Annotated in this window: 17 protein-coding genes; 5 read left to right on the forward strand and 12 right to left on the reverse strand. The window is 68.6% G+C overall.

Annotated elements, in window-relative coordinates:
• Positions 1-29: 29 nt before the first annotated feature.
• Positions 30-569 carry a phosphoribosyltransferase family protein gene (locus EAO73_RS13210; RefSeq protein WP_147971735.1) on the reverse strand — a complete coding sequence of 180 codons (540 nt, stop codon included), beginning with the start codon at positions 567-569 and terminating at the stop codon, positions 30-32.
• 170 nt (positions 570-739) lie between these two features.
• Here EAO73_RS13210 and EAO73_RS13215 point away from each other — a divergent pair, with 170 nt between their 5' ends.
• Together EAO73_RS13215 and EAO73_RS13220 are read left to right on the forward strand one after the other, a co-directional pair.
• Positions 740-1,960 carry a sensor histidine kinase gene (locus EAO73_RS13215; protein ID WP_147971736.1) on the forward strand — a complete coding sequence of 407 codons (1,221 nt, stop codon included), beginning with the start codon at positions 740-742 and terminating at the stop codon, positions 1,958-1,960.
• Positions 1,951-2,601, forward strand: a complete 651-nt coding sequence (locus EAO73_RS13220) for a response regulator transcription factor (protein ID WP_147971737.1) — start codon at positions 1,951-1,953, stop codon at positions 2,599-2,601. Before EAO73_RS13215 ends, EAO73_RS13220 begins: the two co-directional genes overlap by 10 nt.
• 90 nt (positions 2,602-2,691) lie before the next feature.
• Here EAO73_RS13220 and EAO73_RS13225 read toward each other — a convergent pair whose 3' ends face one another.
• Positions 2,692-2,982: a hypothetical protein gene (locus EAO73_RS13225; protein ID WP_376557114.1), complete on the reverse strand. Its 291-nt coding sequence runs from the start codon at positions 2,980-2,982 to the stop codon at positions 2,692-2,694.
• A 14-nt stretch (positions 2,983-2,996) separates the two neighbouring features.
• Positions 2,997-3,815 (reverse strand): phytanoyl-CoA dioxygenase family protein, encoded by an 819-nt coding sequence (locus EAO73_RS13230; RefSeq protein ID WP_147971739.1) that lies wholly within the window; start codon positions 3,813-3,815, stop codon positions 2,997-2,999.
• Between the two features lie 70 nt (positions 3,816-3,885).
• Here EAO73_RS13230 and EAO73_RS13235 point away from each other — a divergent pair, with 70 nt between their 5' ends.
• On the forward strand, positions 3,886-4,692 hold the full coding sequence (locus EAO73_RS13235) for an AraC family transcriptional regulator (protein ID WP_147971740.1): 807 nt from the start codon (positions 3,886-3,888) through the stop codon (positions 4,690-4,692).
• 112 nt (positions 4,693-4,804) lie between these two features.
• On the opposite strand, the gene EAO73_RS13240 is transcribed toward EAO73_RS13235, so the two are convergent.
• The 3 genes from EAO73_RS13240 to EAO73_RS13250 form a co-directional block, all read right to left on the reverse strand.
• A complete protein-coding gene (locus EAO73_RS13240) occupies positions 4,805-5,524 on the reverse strand; it encodes a GNAT family N-acetyltransferase (protein WP_147971741.1) in 720 nt (239 codons plus the stop codon).
• A 231-nt stretch (positions 5,525-5,755) separates the two neighbouring features.
• Complete coding sequence (locus tag EAO73_RS13245; RefSeq protein ID WP_147971742.1) at positions 5,756-6,937, reverse strand: aromatic ring-hydroxylating oxygenase subunit alpha; 1,182 nt, start codon at positions 6,935-6,937, stop codon at positions 5,756-5,758.
• Between the two features lie 216 nt (positions 6,938-7,153).
• Positions 7,154-7,657 (reverse strand): N-acetyltransferase, encoded by a 504-nt coding sequence (locus tag EAO73_RS13250; protein ID WP_147971743.1) that lies wholly within the window; start codon positions 7,655-7,657, stop codon positions 7,154-7,156.
• Between the two features lie 189 nt (positions 7,658-7,846).
• On the opposite strand from EAO73_RS13250, the gene EAO73_RS13255 reads away from it, so the two are divergent.
• Positions 7,847-8,875, forward strand: coding sequence for a YdcF family protein (locus EAO73_RS13255; RefSeq protein WP_147971744.1), 1,029 nt, complete (start codon positions 7,847-7,849; stop codon positions 8,873-8,875).
• 101 nt (positions 8,876-8,976) lie between these two features.
• On the opposite strand, the gene EAO73_RS13260 is transcribed toward EAO73_RS13255, so the two are convergent.
• The 6 genes from EAO73_RS13260 to EAO73_RS13285 form a co-directional block, all read right to left on the reverse strand.
• A complete protein-coding gene (locus EAO73_RS13260) occupies positions 8,977-9,813 on the reverse strand; it encodes an alpha/beta fold hydrolase (protein ID WP_147971745.1) in 837 nt (278 codons plus the stop codon).
• A 131-nt stretch (positions 9,814-9,944) separates the two neighbouring features.
• Complete coding sequence (gene ppk2 / locus EAO73_RS13265; protein WP_147971746.1) at positions 9,945-10,898, reverse strand: polyphosphate kinase 2; 954 nt, start codon at positions 10,896-10,898, stop codon at positions 9,945-9,947.
• 207 nt (positions 10,899-11,105) lie between these two features.
• Complete coding sequence (locus tag EAO73_RS13270; RefSeq protein WP_147971747.1) at positions 11,106-11,633, reverse strand: GNAT family N-acetyltransferase; 528 nt, start codon at positions 11,631-11,633, stop codon at positions 11,106-11,108.
• Positions 11,634-11,940: 307 nt separating this feature from the next.
• Positions 11,941-12,285: a VOC family protein gene (locus EAO73_RS13275; protein WP_147971748.1), complete on the reverse strand. Its 345-nt coding sequence runs from the start codon at positions 12,283-12,285 to the stop codon at positions 11,941-11,943.
• 190 nt (positions 12,286-12,475) lie between these two features.
• Complete coding sequence (locus EAO73_RS13280) at positions 12,476-13,237, reverse strand: hypothetical protein (protein ID WP_224756267.1); 762 nt, start codon at positions 13,235-13,237, stop codon at positions 12,476-12,478.
• 731 nt (positions 13,238-13,968) lie between these two features.
• Positions 13,969-14,202, reverse strand: coding sequence for a DUF5133 domain-containing protein (locus tag EAO73_RS13285; RefSeq protein ID WP_147971749.1), 234 nt, complete (start codon positions 14,200-14,202; stop codon positions 13,969-13,971).
• A 319-nt stretch (positions 14,203-14,521) separates the two neighbouring features.
• Here EAO73_RS13285 and EAO73_RS13290 point away from each other — a divergent pair, with 319 nt between their 5' ends.
• Positions 14,522-15,160 carry a hypothetical protein gene (locus tag EAO73_RS13290; RefSeq protein WP_224756268.1) on the forward strand — a complete coding sequence of 213 codons (639 nt, stop codon included), beginning with the start codon at positions 14,522-14,524 and terminating at the stop codon, positions 15,158-15,160.

Genomic DNA, 15,160 nt, shown 5'->3' on the forward strand with positions numbered 1-15,160 from the left:
GCCGACGAACTCGGTGGCTCGGCCGCCATTCAGGACGTCCCTTTCCAGGCGGGAAGCTCGGCGGCGGTGACGATGCTGCGGACGCCCAAGTCCGCTCGGCGGGCCGGGTCCGCTTGGTCCACGACGACGGAACAGCCGGCCCACTGCCCGCCGCACTCCTCCACCATGGACCGTACGGCAGACGCCTGGCTGCCCGTCTCGATCCAGTCGTCGACCAGCAGCACCCGGTCCTCGGGGCCCACCGCCGCCCGCTGCAGGCGCAGCTCCTGGCGAGTACCCCGGTAGTCGGGGTCGCTGCGCCGGGTGACCTTGTCCCCCGGGAAGATCCCCTCGCCCTTGCGTACCGCCACGAAGCCGACGCCGAGTTCGACGGCCACCGCCGCGCCGAGCAGGAATCCCCGCGACTCGACGCCGCAGACGGCCGTGACGCCATCGTCCCGGAACGGCCCGGCCAGGCCGCGGACCACCACGGCGAGTGCCTCGGGGTCGCGGAAGATCGGCCAGACATCGGCATGGCCGCCGATCCAGCGGAAGCGTTCGAGGGTGACGGCACGTGCCTGAGATGTCATGATCGCTACTCTGCGGACAGGCCGGCAGTCCAGGCTAATGGATACGCGACGGCCGCAGCGTCGAGCCGGTACGTGGCGGAGACAGGGCGATCGGGGCCCGAGGGTATGCGGGTAAGGGGTACAGCCAGCCGTACTGTGCACGCCACAGGGCGTGCCGCACACTGATGCGCATGAGCGAGCCACGAAGACGAGTGACCAGCGCAAGCACGTACCTCCTGGTCGGCCTGCCGACGGCAATGGCGTCCATACTCGTACTGCCGGTACTGGCCGTGGGCGCGATTGCCTCCGGGCTGACTGCGCTCCCCCTCTTGATGCGGGGGCTGCGGCACTGGTCGGAGTGGCACCGGAAACGGGCTGCCGCACTGCTCGGCGTGGAGATACGCCCGCGCCCTGCCCGCCTGCCCAAGGGCCTGTCCGCACAGTGGCGCCGGCTGCTGGACGACCCCGAGTACCGCCGCGATCTGCGCTGGGTGCTGCGCCATGTCATCACCGGCCTGCCCGCGGGGCTGGCCGCACTCCTCTGCGTGGGGACCGCCGTGGGCAGCGTCGTCGTATCCCTGCTGTGGCAGGTGTTTCCCCAGGGTGAGTTGCAACTGTTCGGGACCGTGCCGGTGACCGGATGGGCCACCGCGCTGGCACTCGCTGTGGTCCAGGGCGGCGTGGGCGCCGCTGCTACCTGGTGGGCGGTGCCGCGTCTGGCCCGTATGCACGCGCGTGTCACTCTGGCCGCACTGGAGCCCTCGCCCGAGGCCCGGCTCGCCGAGCGTGTCGGCGAACTGTCCGAGAGCCGCGCGGGGGTGCTGGACGCGCATGGCGCCGAACTGCGCCGTATCGAACGTGACTTGCACGACGGCACGCAGGCCCGGCTCGTCGCCATCGCTATGCGTCTGGGAGTGGCCAGGGAAGAGCTGCCCGACGACGCGGGGGCGCTCGCCACGCTTCTGCAGGAGGCGCACGAGGGCGCCGAGGAGGCGATGGCGGAGCTGCGGAACGTCATCCGCACGATGTATCCGCCGATCCTCGCCGACCGGGGCCTGGAGGGCGCGGTCTCGGCCGTCACCGCGGGTACGGGCATCCCGGCGGATGTGGAGGTCGGCGAACTGGGCAGACTTCCCGCCGCCGTAGAGGCCGCCGCCTACTTCATCGTCGCCGAGACCCTGACCAACGCGGCCAAGTACAGCGGCGCGACGCAGGTCACCGTACGACTCACACGGCCGGCGGAAACGCTGCTGGTCGAGGTGACGGACAACGGGCTCGGCGGCATCGACGAGACCCTCGGCTCCGGCGTCATCGGCATACGCCGCCGAGCCGCCGCACTGGACGGCACCGTCCTCATCAACAGCCCGGTCGGCGGGCCCACCGCGGTCACGGTGGAGCTGCCGTGCGCGTAGTGATCGCCGAGGACAACGTGCTGCTCTCAGCAGGGCTGGAGATGATTCTGGGCAGCAAGGGCATCGAGGTGGCCGCAGTGGTGACGGATGCGCCGTCGCTGCTGGCGAAGGTTGCCGAACTCGTACCGGATGCCGTCATCGCGGACATCAGGCTGCCGCCCTCGTTCCGCGACGAGGGCATCAGAGCGGCGCTCGAACTCCGCCGGAACCACCCCGGTCTGCCCGTGCTGATCCTGTCCCAGTACGTGGAGAAGGTGTACGCGCGGGAGCTGCTGTCCGACGGTTCCGGGAGCGTCGGCTACCTGCTCAAGGACCGTGTGAGCCGGGTCGGTGAGTTCGTCGACGCCCTGCGGCGGGTCGCGGCCGGCGGCACGGCCATGGATCCCGAGGTGATCACACAGCTCCTCACCGGGTCCACGGGGAACGCCGTCGGCACCCTGACCCCCCGCGAGAGCGACGTGCTCACCCTGATGGCTCAGGGTCTCGGCAACGCGGAGATCGGCAAGCGGCTGTTCGTCACGGACAACGCCGTGCAGAAGCACATCGGCAATATCTTCATGAAGCTGGACCTCCCCATCGCCGACGGAGGCCATCGCCGCGTCCTGGCCGTCCTCAGCTACTTGGACAGCCTTGCGACCTGACCGCCCCCGGCTGTGCGGAGACGGTCGGGCCCGCGCTGTCGTCGGACACCCGGCCGCAGGCGAGGAACCGACACGCCGCGGCGGCAGGCGCTACGGGGATGCTCCCGTCTCCGGTTCGTGCTGTACGAGCCTTTCGAAGAGGAACTCGTGCTTCAGGAACGACGTCTCACGCTCCGCCCCCGGGTAGGGAGGGATGAGCTGAGCGGCCTGGATGAGACGCCAGCCGTCCTCCAGCGCGGCCACGCCCGTCTCGTAAGGCGGTTCATCGCTGTCCCCGGTCGTCGGCCGGGTCGCGCCGGTACCGTCGTACCGGGCCCAACCCACGACCTGGGAGTCGAGAGCTGATGTGGCCAGGTACAGGAACAGAACCTGCTGCCGCACGGTGGTGGAACTGATCACGCGCTTCTCCTCTGCGCAGGTCGGTTGCCGACGCGGGTGGCCGCGTACTCGATGTCGAACTCGGGATCGTCCGACAGGAAGCGCCAGAGCTTGATCCGGTTGTGGATCTCGAGCCTGCCCACAGCAGGCTCGTACCAGGGGAAGGTGCGCCCCAACTCCGTCCGCACTTCCGGGTCGTGGAGGTCCTCCGTGTCCCAGAGGCGCACCTGCGGGACGGTCGGGTTGAAGCGGATCTTGTACATGTGGCGGACGAGGTCGCTGTCATTGCGCCGCCCGCCGTGCCAGATGCCGTGATGCAGCAGGACGACGGTGCCCGCCGGGCAGGTCAGCCGGGTCTGGCCGCGGAGGTTCTGGTAGCGGCCGGTGTCCGACTCGTTGGTTTGGCGCAGATGACTGCCCGGAACGATGAGCGTGCCGCCCATGTCCGTGGTGACCGCCTGCGGGTAGTACATGAGCTGCACGTCGAAGGCGTCGGTCCGCAGATCGATGAGAGCGTCGGCATGCAGTGGCTGCGCGCTTCCCTCCCGCGGCTCCCGCGTGTGCACGTAATGGTGGTCGACGGTCGGATCCACCCCCACCAGGCTCTCCACCGCACCGGCGACCTCGGGCAGCTCGACAAGCCGGCGCGCGAAGGATCCCTCGGGGAACGCCTTCGGTACAGGAGTCCCGTACGGCACAGGGGGCAGCCCCGCCGCGAAGACGCCGAACGCCTCCTCGTTGAGCTCCTGCGGCACGATGCCGTCGAGGCGCAGGAAGCCATGGGCCACGAACCGCGCCACCTGGACCGTGCTCAGTAGTCTTCGTGTGGTTGACATGCACCAACCGTAAGAAGCGAGAGCGCCGCAGTCGTGGGCTGAATCCACCAGGGACTGGTAATTTCCCACCATGGCCCATTCCGTGGAACTCTCCCTCGACCTGCCCCCGCGCGTGCACAGCGCGGGCGTGGGAGTCCATGGGTTCGCGGGCCCTCACGACGTGTTCCGCCTGCCGCAGTTGTGGCAGCTGCATCTGTACGACTACTCCGGCACCTTGGAGTACGACGGGTTCCGGCACCCGGTCCGCCCGGGATACGTGAGCCTCGTACCGCCTGGCACAGAGGTGCACTTCCACTACGACACCACGCCCTGCCGGCACCTCTACGCCCACTTCACGTTGCCCGGTCACGGCGAGCGGCTGCGCGTCCCAGCGGTGCAGGACGCGGGCGCGGACGCCACGCTGCTCAGCGGTCTGCTCCGGCAGGCCGCGACGGCCTGCCCGCAGCCTTCGGCGCGAGCAGCGGCGGAACTCTGGACGGCGCTGTGGCGCATGACAAGCCTGGCCGGTGTGTCCGTGAACCACGCAGGTCCCCAGCGCTCCGTTCTGCGGACGGCGATGACCCACATCGAGGAACACCTCGCCGAACCGCTGGACGTCCCGGACATCGCGCGTGCCGTCGGGATCTCCCACACCCATCTGACGCGACTGTTCCGCAAGGACACGGGGCACACCGTCGTCGGCTACATCCGGCACCGCCGCATGAAGCGGGCCCAGCACCTCCTGACCGCCTCGACACTCGCCATCCCCGCGATTGCCGCGACCGTCGGCATCCCCGATCTCCAGGCGTTCAACAAGACCTGCCGCAAGGAACTGGGCGCCTCGCCACGAGCCGTCAGACAGTCGGCGCGGCAACCGGAACCAGCAGACCAGCCGTAGTGGGCAACTGGCGCCGGTTCCAGCTGCTTCGAGTACGGCGAGAAGGAGCCGTGCCACAGTCGGTGATGACCCTCGCGGGCCCGCCGGTCCGGCGGATCGCCGACGCGCAACATCACGGGGTACGGAAGCCCCGGAAAGTCACCGGCCCACGGGTCTGGAACCCGAGGCGTTCGTACAACGCGATCGCGGCAGTGTTCGCCCCGGCCACATGCAGAAAGGGACGATCGCCACGGGCCACGATGCGTGCGGCGAGCGCGCTGACAAGACAGGCGGCATGGCCTTGCTTCCGGGCCTCGGCAGCGGTGCAGACGGCACTGATCTCGGTCCATCCCGGAGGGCGCAGACGCTCCCCGGCCATCGCCACGAGGGTGCCGTCGACCCGGATGCCCAGGTAGGTGCCGAGCTCATGGGTGCGCGGCCAGAAAGGGCCCGGCTTCGTCCGAGCGACGAGATCAAGCATCTCGACCACGTTCTCCGCGCCCAGTTCGACCACGCCGGTGTCGGACTCGGCATGCGGTTGCCCGGGGAGGCCATCATCCGGCCAGATCATCTGACGGCCCTCAAGACTGAAGACCGGCTCCCAGCTCGACGGTGGGACGGCCGGACAGTTGAACATGTCGGCAAAGGCGCCCGGACCGAGCAGGCCCGCCAGGTCGCTCCAGTCCTGCGGGCCCGGATCGGCGGACACCGAGGAGAAGGTCGCCACTTCGGTGAGATAGGTGGTGGCCCTGCCGATCCGCCGGGCAAGATGCGCGTGCCGACCGCCGAGTGACTGCCCCACCGGGTCGTCGAGCACCAGGTCGTCGAGCACCAGGTCGTCGTTCGTCGTCATACCCATTCTTTCCCGGTGAGTGCGGTGGTCGAGCGTCGAGGGCGATTCCGTCGCGTACCCGCCGTGGAGCCCTACGGAATGCGCGGCACGGGCACGGACACGGTGAGCTCGGGCCGAAGCGCTGTCGGGCGAGCCACCGCGTTCACACGCTATGCCGGCGCCTTGCGCACACCGACAGCAGGTATACCCGCCGTACGACGGGACGGTCCCGGCCGGCCGTGAGAGCGCCCCCTACACCGTCGGGCCGGCCGGCAGACGGCCCTTTCCGCAGGTTTCGGCCGCACCCGATGGGCAGACCAGGGACTCGGCGGGACGCCGGCCCGACACGGCCAGGGGTACGCCGTTGGCGCGCAGGACTTCGCGGAGGTCCAGGATCGGAGTGAACACCTCGTGGTTGCGGTCTTCGCCCTGCTCTCCCCACGCGCGCTGCTCCGCCTCGACCACCATGCGGTCCTGCGCGAACACGCGCTCGGTGAATCGCCTGATGAGCGGGGTGGCCAGACCGAGCACGCCCGGGACCCGGGGCTTCTTGATCATGAGCAGGCCGTGGACGTGGCAGGTGCGCTGGTCGGTGCCCACGGGTACGTAGACCGCCCAGAGGCTGAAGACCGGCTGATCCGCGCCCTCAGGTACCAGCTGGAGGGTCTGGTACGGGTAGTCCGTCCGGATGGTCATCACGTCGCTGGAGCCGCCAGCGACGCCCTCGGCCGCCAGCATGCCGGCGGCGGCGTTGCGCTTCCCCCCGGTGTGGGTGAAGAGGTACTCGGCCTCCACCGAGCGAGCGCTGCTGCGGTGACCGAGAAGCTGCGGCCGGAGCCGGCCGACGACGCCTTGGTGCAGGAACTGGTGGTTCATGTCCAGCAGGTTCTCGTGCATGAACGAGTAGTGGCAGCGGACGGTGCGCGAGTACATGAGCGTCTTGTACTGCGGAGAGCCGTAGAGGGGGAGTGACGGCAGTGCGGTGGCTTGGGCCCTGTCCGGGTCACCGGGAAACACGAAGACCAGACCGTATGCCTCGCGTACCGGATAGCTGCGAACACCTCGGGGTGGCCGGCGGTCTTCCTTGGACAGGTACGGGATCTGCGAGATCCGCCCGTCACCGCGGTACGCCCACGCGTGATAGCGGCAACGGAGAACGTCACCCTCCACGACGCCCATGCTCAAAGGGACCTGCCGATGCGCGCACCGGTCCTCAAGCGCGTGAACGGTGCCGTTCGTCCCCCGGTAGAGCGCGAGGCGTGCGCCGGCGAACGAGGCCGCGACCACCTTTCCCGGGCGTACCTCTCTGGCCGGCGCCACGGGGTACCAGTAGTCCGGGTTCGCGCCGACGCGGCGCAGGTCCACCTCACCGGAGAGACCTGTGCCGGCCGCCGCCCCGTCGGTCTCCGCCGCCTTCGCGTCGGTCTCCTTCATGCTTCTCCCTCACCGATGGGTCGCCTGTCCCCATCCTGGCCGCGTCAGCGCGAGCTGCCCTGACAAGCGCGTCCGGACCAGTGACGGGGGCAGCGCCGCACGCGGTCCTCCGGTCCGCGTGCGGCGCTTGATCACCCTGATGGCGGCCGTCTTCGTCGCATGGCGGTGTGGCCGTCTTGACCGCAGGCGTGCGCTACCGGGAACGGCTCGCCCCGCTCACGTACCGGGATGCTCAGGCAGGGCCAGCCAGTCCGACCAGGAGATCTCGCGTCCGATGAAACGTGGCTGCTCGAAGGGCCAGTCGGCGGCGATCCACTGCGGTACCAGTGCGTCGAGGGCCCGCTCGGTCTCGCTGCCCACCAGCTCGTCCACCACCCACCAGGCGATTTCGCCATCCGCACCGATCCGTTCCGGAGGGTCGATATAGACACAGCCGAGCAGAGCCGTCTCAGCCGCGTCGAACAGGGCGTAGTTGAAGGACTGGTGTGCGTTGATTTCCTTCTCGTGCCGCAGGAGGTCCGCCTGGTCGGCTTCGTAGGTCATGGTTGCTGCGGGCCAGCCCCAGGCGGGACCGTAGATGGTCCACAGTCGTTCGCGTGAACCCATCACAGCTGGATAGTCGAGTGCGACGTCTGCTTCCCGGATCGGTCGAAGATGATGACTGCCACCCTGCAGCAGAACCCGGGTGGGATGGACGAAGTCATCGGGGAGCCAGTTCATGGGACGCGACGGTAGCAGCGAACGGCCAGTCGCTCATGGGGGATTCCCTGGTCACCGCGGCCCGCCGGACCAGGAGAACAGTCGGCCGGCTCGCGGGCGAACAGAAGACCGACGGTGGGCGATCCGGATGTTCCGCGCGACCCTTCACCCGCTCGACCGGGACCGCCCCACACCTCGTAGGATCGGTGCATGGTGGCCTTTGTACCGGCGTTCATCTGTTTCGCCCTGTTCTGTGTCGGTGTGGTGCGAGACCGCCGCCGAGTGAGCAACGCGGTCCTCCTGGGGCTGTCCATCGTCTTCGCGGTGATCGCGCTCGTACTGCATGTGGCTTCCGAGCGGGCCCAGTTGGGCCGCGATCTGGTCGTCGTGCTGCTGACCCTTGCGGGCGTGGGGGTCGTCACCCTGGCGTGGTTCCTCATCGCCAACGGGATCACCATGGTCCGCAAGGAGGGCAGGAGCCCGGCGAACCTGCTGTCCCTGGGGGCGGGCATCGCCCTGGTCGCCCTGCTCGTGCTGCTGATCACCGCGCTGGTGCTGCACACGCACACGCTTCTGGTGGTCGCGGCGACGGCGGTGGCGCTCTCCGGATACGTCGCCTTCCTGTTCCTCTGCTTCCTCGTCTACGGGGGCCTGTACGGGCGTCTGCGCATCCGGCGCCGGGCGGACTACGTGGTGGTCCTCGGCTCGGGTCTGATCGGCGGGACCACCGTGCCGCCACTGCTGGCCGGCCGTCTCGACCGGGCCCGAAAGGAACACGCCAGGCAGTCCCGGAAGGGCCGGCGCCCGGTCCTGCTCACCTCGGGAGGGCAGGGACCCGACGAGAAACTGCCGGAGTCCCACGCGATGGCCGACTACCTGGTCACGCAGGGCTTCCCCGCCGACTTGATCGAACGCGAGGACCGCTCGACGACCACGGACGAGAACCTGACGTTCAGCAAAGCCCTGATGGAGCGGGCGAATCCGCACTACCGCTGCGTGATCGTCACGAACAACTACCACGTCTTCCGCGCCGCGGTCATCGCGCGCCGCACCGGAATCAGGGGCCACGTGATCGGCGCCCCGACAGCCGCGTACTTCTGGCCGAGCGCCATGATCCGCGAGTTCGTCGCCCTCCTCGTCGCCTACCGCCGCACCAACGCCGTACTCTTCCTGCTCGTCCTGCTGAGCGGCCTCTTCATCTGGTGGCTGGGGTGGCCGTCGCCAGGGGCCGTCACGTAGAAGACGAACCGCGAGTCCGTCTCACCCTCCTCCAACGGCGGATCAACGACGTGAGGCCGAGACTCGTGGCGCCCGGGGGAGGCCCCGGGAGGTGTTCGCGCTCAGCCCTGGAAGGCTGCGCGCAGGGCATCGCCGAACGCGCCGGGGTGGGTGGTCAGCCCGAGGTGGCCGCCGGGGAAGATCCGGGGCTCCGCGCCCAGCTGCTCGGCGAGGGCGGTTGCCGCGCGGTGGGGGAGTTCACCGTACGAATCCTGTCCGACGGCGAGTACGAGGCGGTCCGACGCGCTCTTGAGCCGGTGGATGTCCGGGGCGTAGGACATGAAGGCAGGGACGATGCGCCCGAGGAAGTAGGGCAAACCAGCCACCCTCGCGTCGGTCGGCTCCAGCGCCGGGGGCGGAAGATCGGGGACGGGCTCCGGCCCGGGGACGCCGCCGCCCTTCGCCAGGCCTGCCGCGAACAGGGCCATCGCCGGCCCGAGCCCCTGCCTCCGGAGTGCGTCCCGCACCCGGTCGAGGAAGGCTCGGTGCTCGATGGCATCCGACAGAACCTCCACGACCGGCGGCTCGTGCGCCACGACGCGCGCGAGGCGACCGGGGTGGGCGGCGAGCAGCTGGAGTGCGGCAATCCCGCCCGAGCTGGCGCCGAACACCCGCGCCGGCTCACCGGGAGTCAGCAGCTCCAGCAGCCGGAGCGCGTCATCGGCGTGCTCGGCCACGGACTGCGCGGCACCGGGGGCGTCCAACGGACTGCGAGAGATCCCGCGCGGGTCGTAGGCGGCGACGGTGTATGCCGTGGCCAGACGGTCGGCGACGCCGTCGAACGAGGCCGCGCCGCCCGTCCCGCCGGGAATCAGCAGGAGGAGCGGTCCGCGGCCGCGTACCTCGAAATGCAGGGTCGCGCCGGGTACCCGAAGGCTGCCGATGGTCGGGCCGCTCATGGGAGTTCTCCTTCTCGATAGACGGCACAGGCCACTCGGGTGCCGCCCGTCGCGGAGCGGTGGACCCGACCTGAAACCTAGGACCTCTAGGTTTAACCTAGAGGTCCTAGGAAAGCAATGGGCTGCATCCGTCAGGCGGAGGGGTGGTTGCCGGGGCCGTCCTGTCTCTCCGCGAGTGGGGTGGGGGAGAGGTGTGAGGGGTCCTCGCCGCGTTCCATGAGCGTCTCGGCCGCACCGACGATCAAAGGATCGGGCTCGCCGATGGCCTCGGGGTCCTTGTTGTCATAGGGGACGCGCCACAGGAGGCTGCGCATCGCTTCCAGGCGGCCGCGCCGTTTGTCGTTGTTCTTCACGACGGTCCAGTGGGCGCAGGCGGTGTCGGTGGCGCGGAACATCGCGACCTTGGCCGCCGTGTACGCGTCCCACAAGTCCAGGGACGCGACGTCGGTCGGCGACAGCTTCCACCGCCGTACGGGATCCACCTGGCGAATCGCGAAGCGGGTGCGCTGCTCCGCCCGCGAAACCGAGAACCAGAACTTCACCAGCGTGATGCCGTCGTCCACCAGCATTTCCTCGAAGGTCGGGCACTGACGCAGAAACCGCTCGTACTCGTCCTCGGTGCAGAAGCCCATCACCTTTTCCACGCCGGCGCGGTTGTACCAGGAGCGGTCGAAGAACACGATTTCTCCGCGTGAGGGGAGATGTGGCACGTACCGCTGGAAGTACCACTGCCCCGCTTCGCGCTCGGACGGTTTGTCCAGTGCGACGATCCGCGCCGTACGAGGGTTGAGCCGCTCACTGAAGCGCTGGATCGTGCCCCCTTTACCGGCCGCGTCGCGCCCCTCGAAGAGCACGGCGATCCGGGCCCCCGACTCCTGTGCCCACCGTTGTAGTTTGAGCAACTCGATCTGCAGCACGCGCTTGGTTCGTTCGTATTCCTTGCGCCGCATCCTGCGGTCGTAGGGATAGTTGTCTCGCCACGTCTGAATGTCCTCACCGGCACCATCGAGCAGCACCGGGCGCTCGGGCCGCCTGTCGTCCACACTCAGGCCACGCAGTAGCTCCGGCTTCTCGTCCTCGTTCATGAGGATCGCCATACCCTCAGGCGCTTTGCTTACGCTGTGCCGTGGGCGAGTCGCGGTGACAGGGCGCGAAGTTACGCCGGATGGCCATGCGCGAGCGCTGCCATCCCGACGCGGAGAGGGCACCGCCGATCTTCAGGTCGGTGACGCGGTACGCCTGCTGCGGGAAGACCGCTTCTTCCGGAACCCGGGACGAATGCCGAGCGAGCTCTACTGCTCCGAGTGAGGGGCATCGCTGTTTCTCCCGGCGCCCAGGGAGGGAGGCCGCTCAACTGCGGTTTCACGCGCGTATGCGAGCAGATTGACCGTGGCCCCGACTGTGAAGCCATGGCGGCGCATCAACGCCAGCGAGGCTTCGTTGCGTGCCTCCACATCGGTAATGACGGCGTCCGCTCCCTGAGCCATGAGGTGGTCACGGCACACCGCCACCAGTCGGCCGGCCACGCCTCGACCTCGTACGGCAGAATCGACGGCGATCCATTCCAGGTATCCCCAGTCTGCGCGCTGCTCGAAAGTCATGGAGCCGAGTACAAAACCACACAGCTCACTTCCCCTCAGGGCTACGAAGCACGCGGGATGCGCAGCGTCGATGTGTACGGCCGCGGCAGACAACGACCAGCTGGTGTAGGGCTTGACTTCGGTATCAAAGGCTTTATGGCCCAACTCAAAGACATCAGGCAGGTGCCGAATGGTCATCGGCGCAATGACAATGTCGGATTCTTCGGACTGTTTCTCCATGCTGTTCATTCCTCACCTGTTCTTTTTCGAGGCACCAAGCTTCCCCATCTCGTAGAAAGTACCTTCACCTACCGGAAGGCGGCGGGGCTGACGTCGCGCCTGGCCCTGTGGCGTTGCGGACGACTGCGCGGGAGGGTTTCCCGGATGGTGTCGAAGCAGGTGTCGGGCAGGCCGGTCTCGTGGCGAAGGGCGGGTTGGGTGCCAGGACCCGGTTCGTGAGCCAATGGGGTCGGTTGTGGCCCCGTCCACGCAAGTAGCGTCAATCACCCAAGCGGCCCTCACCCCGGAGCGGGAGTACTGAGAACGGTCACTGATCAGGCGCTTGGGCGAGCGACACGCTGTTTCCATCGGGGTCGGTCACGACGGCATGGCGCACGCCGTTGCTGTATGTCTCAAGTGGCTCGTGGCTGATCCCGTGTGCCGCGAGACGCGCCAGAATGTCGTCCAGGTCCTCCACACCGAGCGTGATCATGGCTCCGCCCACTCGCTCGGCGCGCATGCTCCGATCGTCGACGACGAGCCATGCGCATTCGCCGAGCTGCCACAGGTACTCCTCACCGATGATCTCGTCGGCTGGGCGGCCGAGGAGCGCTTGGTACCACGCGCGCGCTTTGTTCCGGTCACTCACACACATGACGCTGTAAAGGTCCACGCGGATCCCTCCTCGGGGCTGTCTGCGAAGTGGACCACTCCTATGCCCCGGACTGCGCGCACCATCCCGCTCCTGTCCGATGTCGCCCTCCCCCTGGGGGCGCGATGCAGCCCCGTCACGCCCACGCCCCTCCTGCATGCCTCGGAGGGGCGGGCCTCGGCGTTCGTGCGCGGGAGCCGCAGGGGCGTCGTCACGCCTCGCCCTCTCTCGGCAGCGGATCGGTGAGCTCGGCGTAGAAAGCCTGTTCGGCCCGGCGGAGCCGGGCGATCTGCAGCTGACCGGCGCCGCGACAGACAGGGCATACTCGCTGCTTCCGGCATTCCGTGCACACCTTCCTCAGGCCGGCGCCGTCCAGTACCCAGGTGAGGCCACCACAGGCCGGGCACCAGCCGAGCCCGTTGCACTCGTAACAGAGCGCATGACCCGGTTCGACGGTTTCCGCCGTGTGTACGGGGTCGGGGCGCTCCGGTGCTCGCGGGGCCGACAGGGTCACCGTGGGTGTGACGCCGGCATAGACGACATCGCCGGTGGAGGGCCAGACGCGGACATCGATCCGGAACCCGGCACGGCTCCCGCTCACCACAACACGCGCCGCGACCCTACCGGCACGGCGTTCCTCGACGATGTCGAAGCCACCGGTGGTGAAGGCCTCGACGGCGCGGCGAACGGCCTCGTCGGCAGAGATCCCGGTGCCGAGGCCGGTCTGCGCCCGCAGCGCAAGCCGATGGCCCGGCGGATCGGTCCACTCGGCGACCTGGGGTGCGTCGGGCAGCGCGGAGTCGGGGATCACCGTCTCGGTGACGTGCGCGGCGATGCTCCGTACCTGCGCAAGCAACGTGCGGCCGAGACGGCGCAGTTCCGCGTCGGGTGCGGGATCCTGCCGCTTCGTCACATGGTCGACACCCGCCTGCTCGTGTACGGGCGGCGGCTGGGCCGGGTCACTCTTCGACATGGTTGAAGAGCATGCCGCGAACGGGCTGCGGCGTCCATGCTCGGCAGTGCGGTGCGCCGACCGCGACGGGACGTGCACTGCCTGTCGGCAGAGCTTCCGGAACCGGGATCCGATTCACCGCAATGTTCCTTTCACTGCGAAGTCTTGGCTGTAGCGTCAGCCGCGAGCCCTCGTAGGAAGGGCCATCGGAATAGGGGGAGGACTGTGCCAGACATTTCCCGGAGAGCGCTCCTGGGCGCCACCGGCGTAGCTGCCACATCGACACTTCTCACGACAACCGGAACCGCTCAGGCCGCCGATACCGGGGGTGGCGAGGACGGGCACACACCACAGAGCACCTCGAAGGAAGCCGGGACACTAATGGCCAGTGGCAGTCAGACCCTCAAGTACGTGGCATACATCTCGAGTCCCGACATGGAGGTGCTGAACGACGCTACGTTCGGCGTCGGTGCAGACCTCGCCGATATGTGGGCGTATCTCGACGATGCCACGGCACGTCTTCAGGCGAGACATCCCTCGTATTCCTTTACCCCTCGTCTCGTCCGGTACGAGCAGGTCACCACGGAGATGCCGCGCCCGTAACGCACACGGCGCCGGCCCCGCCCCCAGGCGGGCCGGCGCACCCGCGGAATGGTGTGCCGGCCTTCGGCCGCTCGGGGCCCCGTTCCCGCTCCTGCTGGATTCGTCGGTGTGGTCGATGCGTTCGATCAGGGCGGGCGGAGGCCGGCGGCTCAGCCCGGGTCCAGGACCGAGTCGTCCAGCGGGCGGGCCCCGGGCAGCTGGTGCCGGGCCGCGATCAGCGCCGCGTCGATGTCACGGGTGCCGGTGGATACGCACAACGTGTAGGCGACGTCACTCATGCGCCGACGCACCTGTGCGCTGTGCGCACGGGAGGCGTCCACGGCGGCAAGGGCCTCGTACTGGTCGATCAGGTTCCGCAGCACCGCGGGGTGGGCCATCAGCATCAAAGAACCGTCCTTGTTTCACCCGAACAACTGGCCGGGGGCCGTGCCCTCGTACCCGCTTCTCCGCACCGCACTCCTCGGTCGTCACACACGTCTCAGGCGCGTACAGACGCCGACTCCGCGGCCGGTCCGGTGCACCTCGGTCGCAAGCTCACCCACCGGCGTTCCGACGACGCGCACGATGAGGCGGATCCGGGGCAGGGAACTGATCACAGCCCAGTCATGTCGGACGGAGGAACGTATGACGAGGAGCCGGGCACAGGCGAGGTTCAGGCATCCGCGTCATGAGCGGCGAGGTGAGGCGCGACTGCCTGCCGTCGTGGCGACGCTCGTGGCGATCGTTCTCTACCTGGCTCTCCCGCAGCAGTTGCTGGTCGCCCCGCGGTACGTACTGCCCGGCCTGGAACTGCTGCTCCTCGTACCCCTGGTGGCGATCAACCCCCGACGGCTGACTCGCCAGACCCGAACGTTCCGTGTCCTGTCCCTGACCCTCGTCTTCGTGATCGCGGCAAGCAACATGACCGCACTGGGCATCCTGGTCCACGAACTGATCCATGCCGGGATCAAGGACGGCCCCGCGCTGCTCACGGCCGCGTTGCAGGTGTGGCTGACGAACATCATCGTGTTCGGGCTGGCCTTCTGGGAACTGGACCGCGGCGGCCCCGTCGCCCGGACACAAGCGCCCCGGAACGAGCTGCCCCTGGCGGACTTCCGGTTCTCCCAGGACGAGAACGGTGACGCGGTCCAAGAGGTCGCCGACGGCGCGAGCGGTTCCTCCGACTGGGTGCCCACTCTCGTGGACTACCTGTACATCTCCGTGACAAACTCCACCGCCTTCAGCCCCACCGACACCATGCCACTCTCCAGCCGTGCCAAGCTGCTGATGAGCGTGGAGAGCATCGCGGCACTGACGACGTCGCTCCTCGTCATCGCACGCGCAGTCAGCGTCCTGCACTGA

Source organism: Streptomyces sp. col6, from assembly GCF_008042035.1.
Taxonomy (GTDB): Bacteria; Actinomycetota; Actinomycetes; order Streptomycetales; family Streptomycetaceae; genus Streptomyces.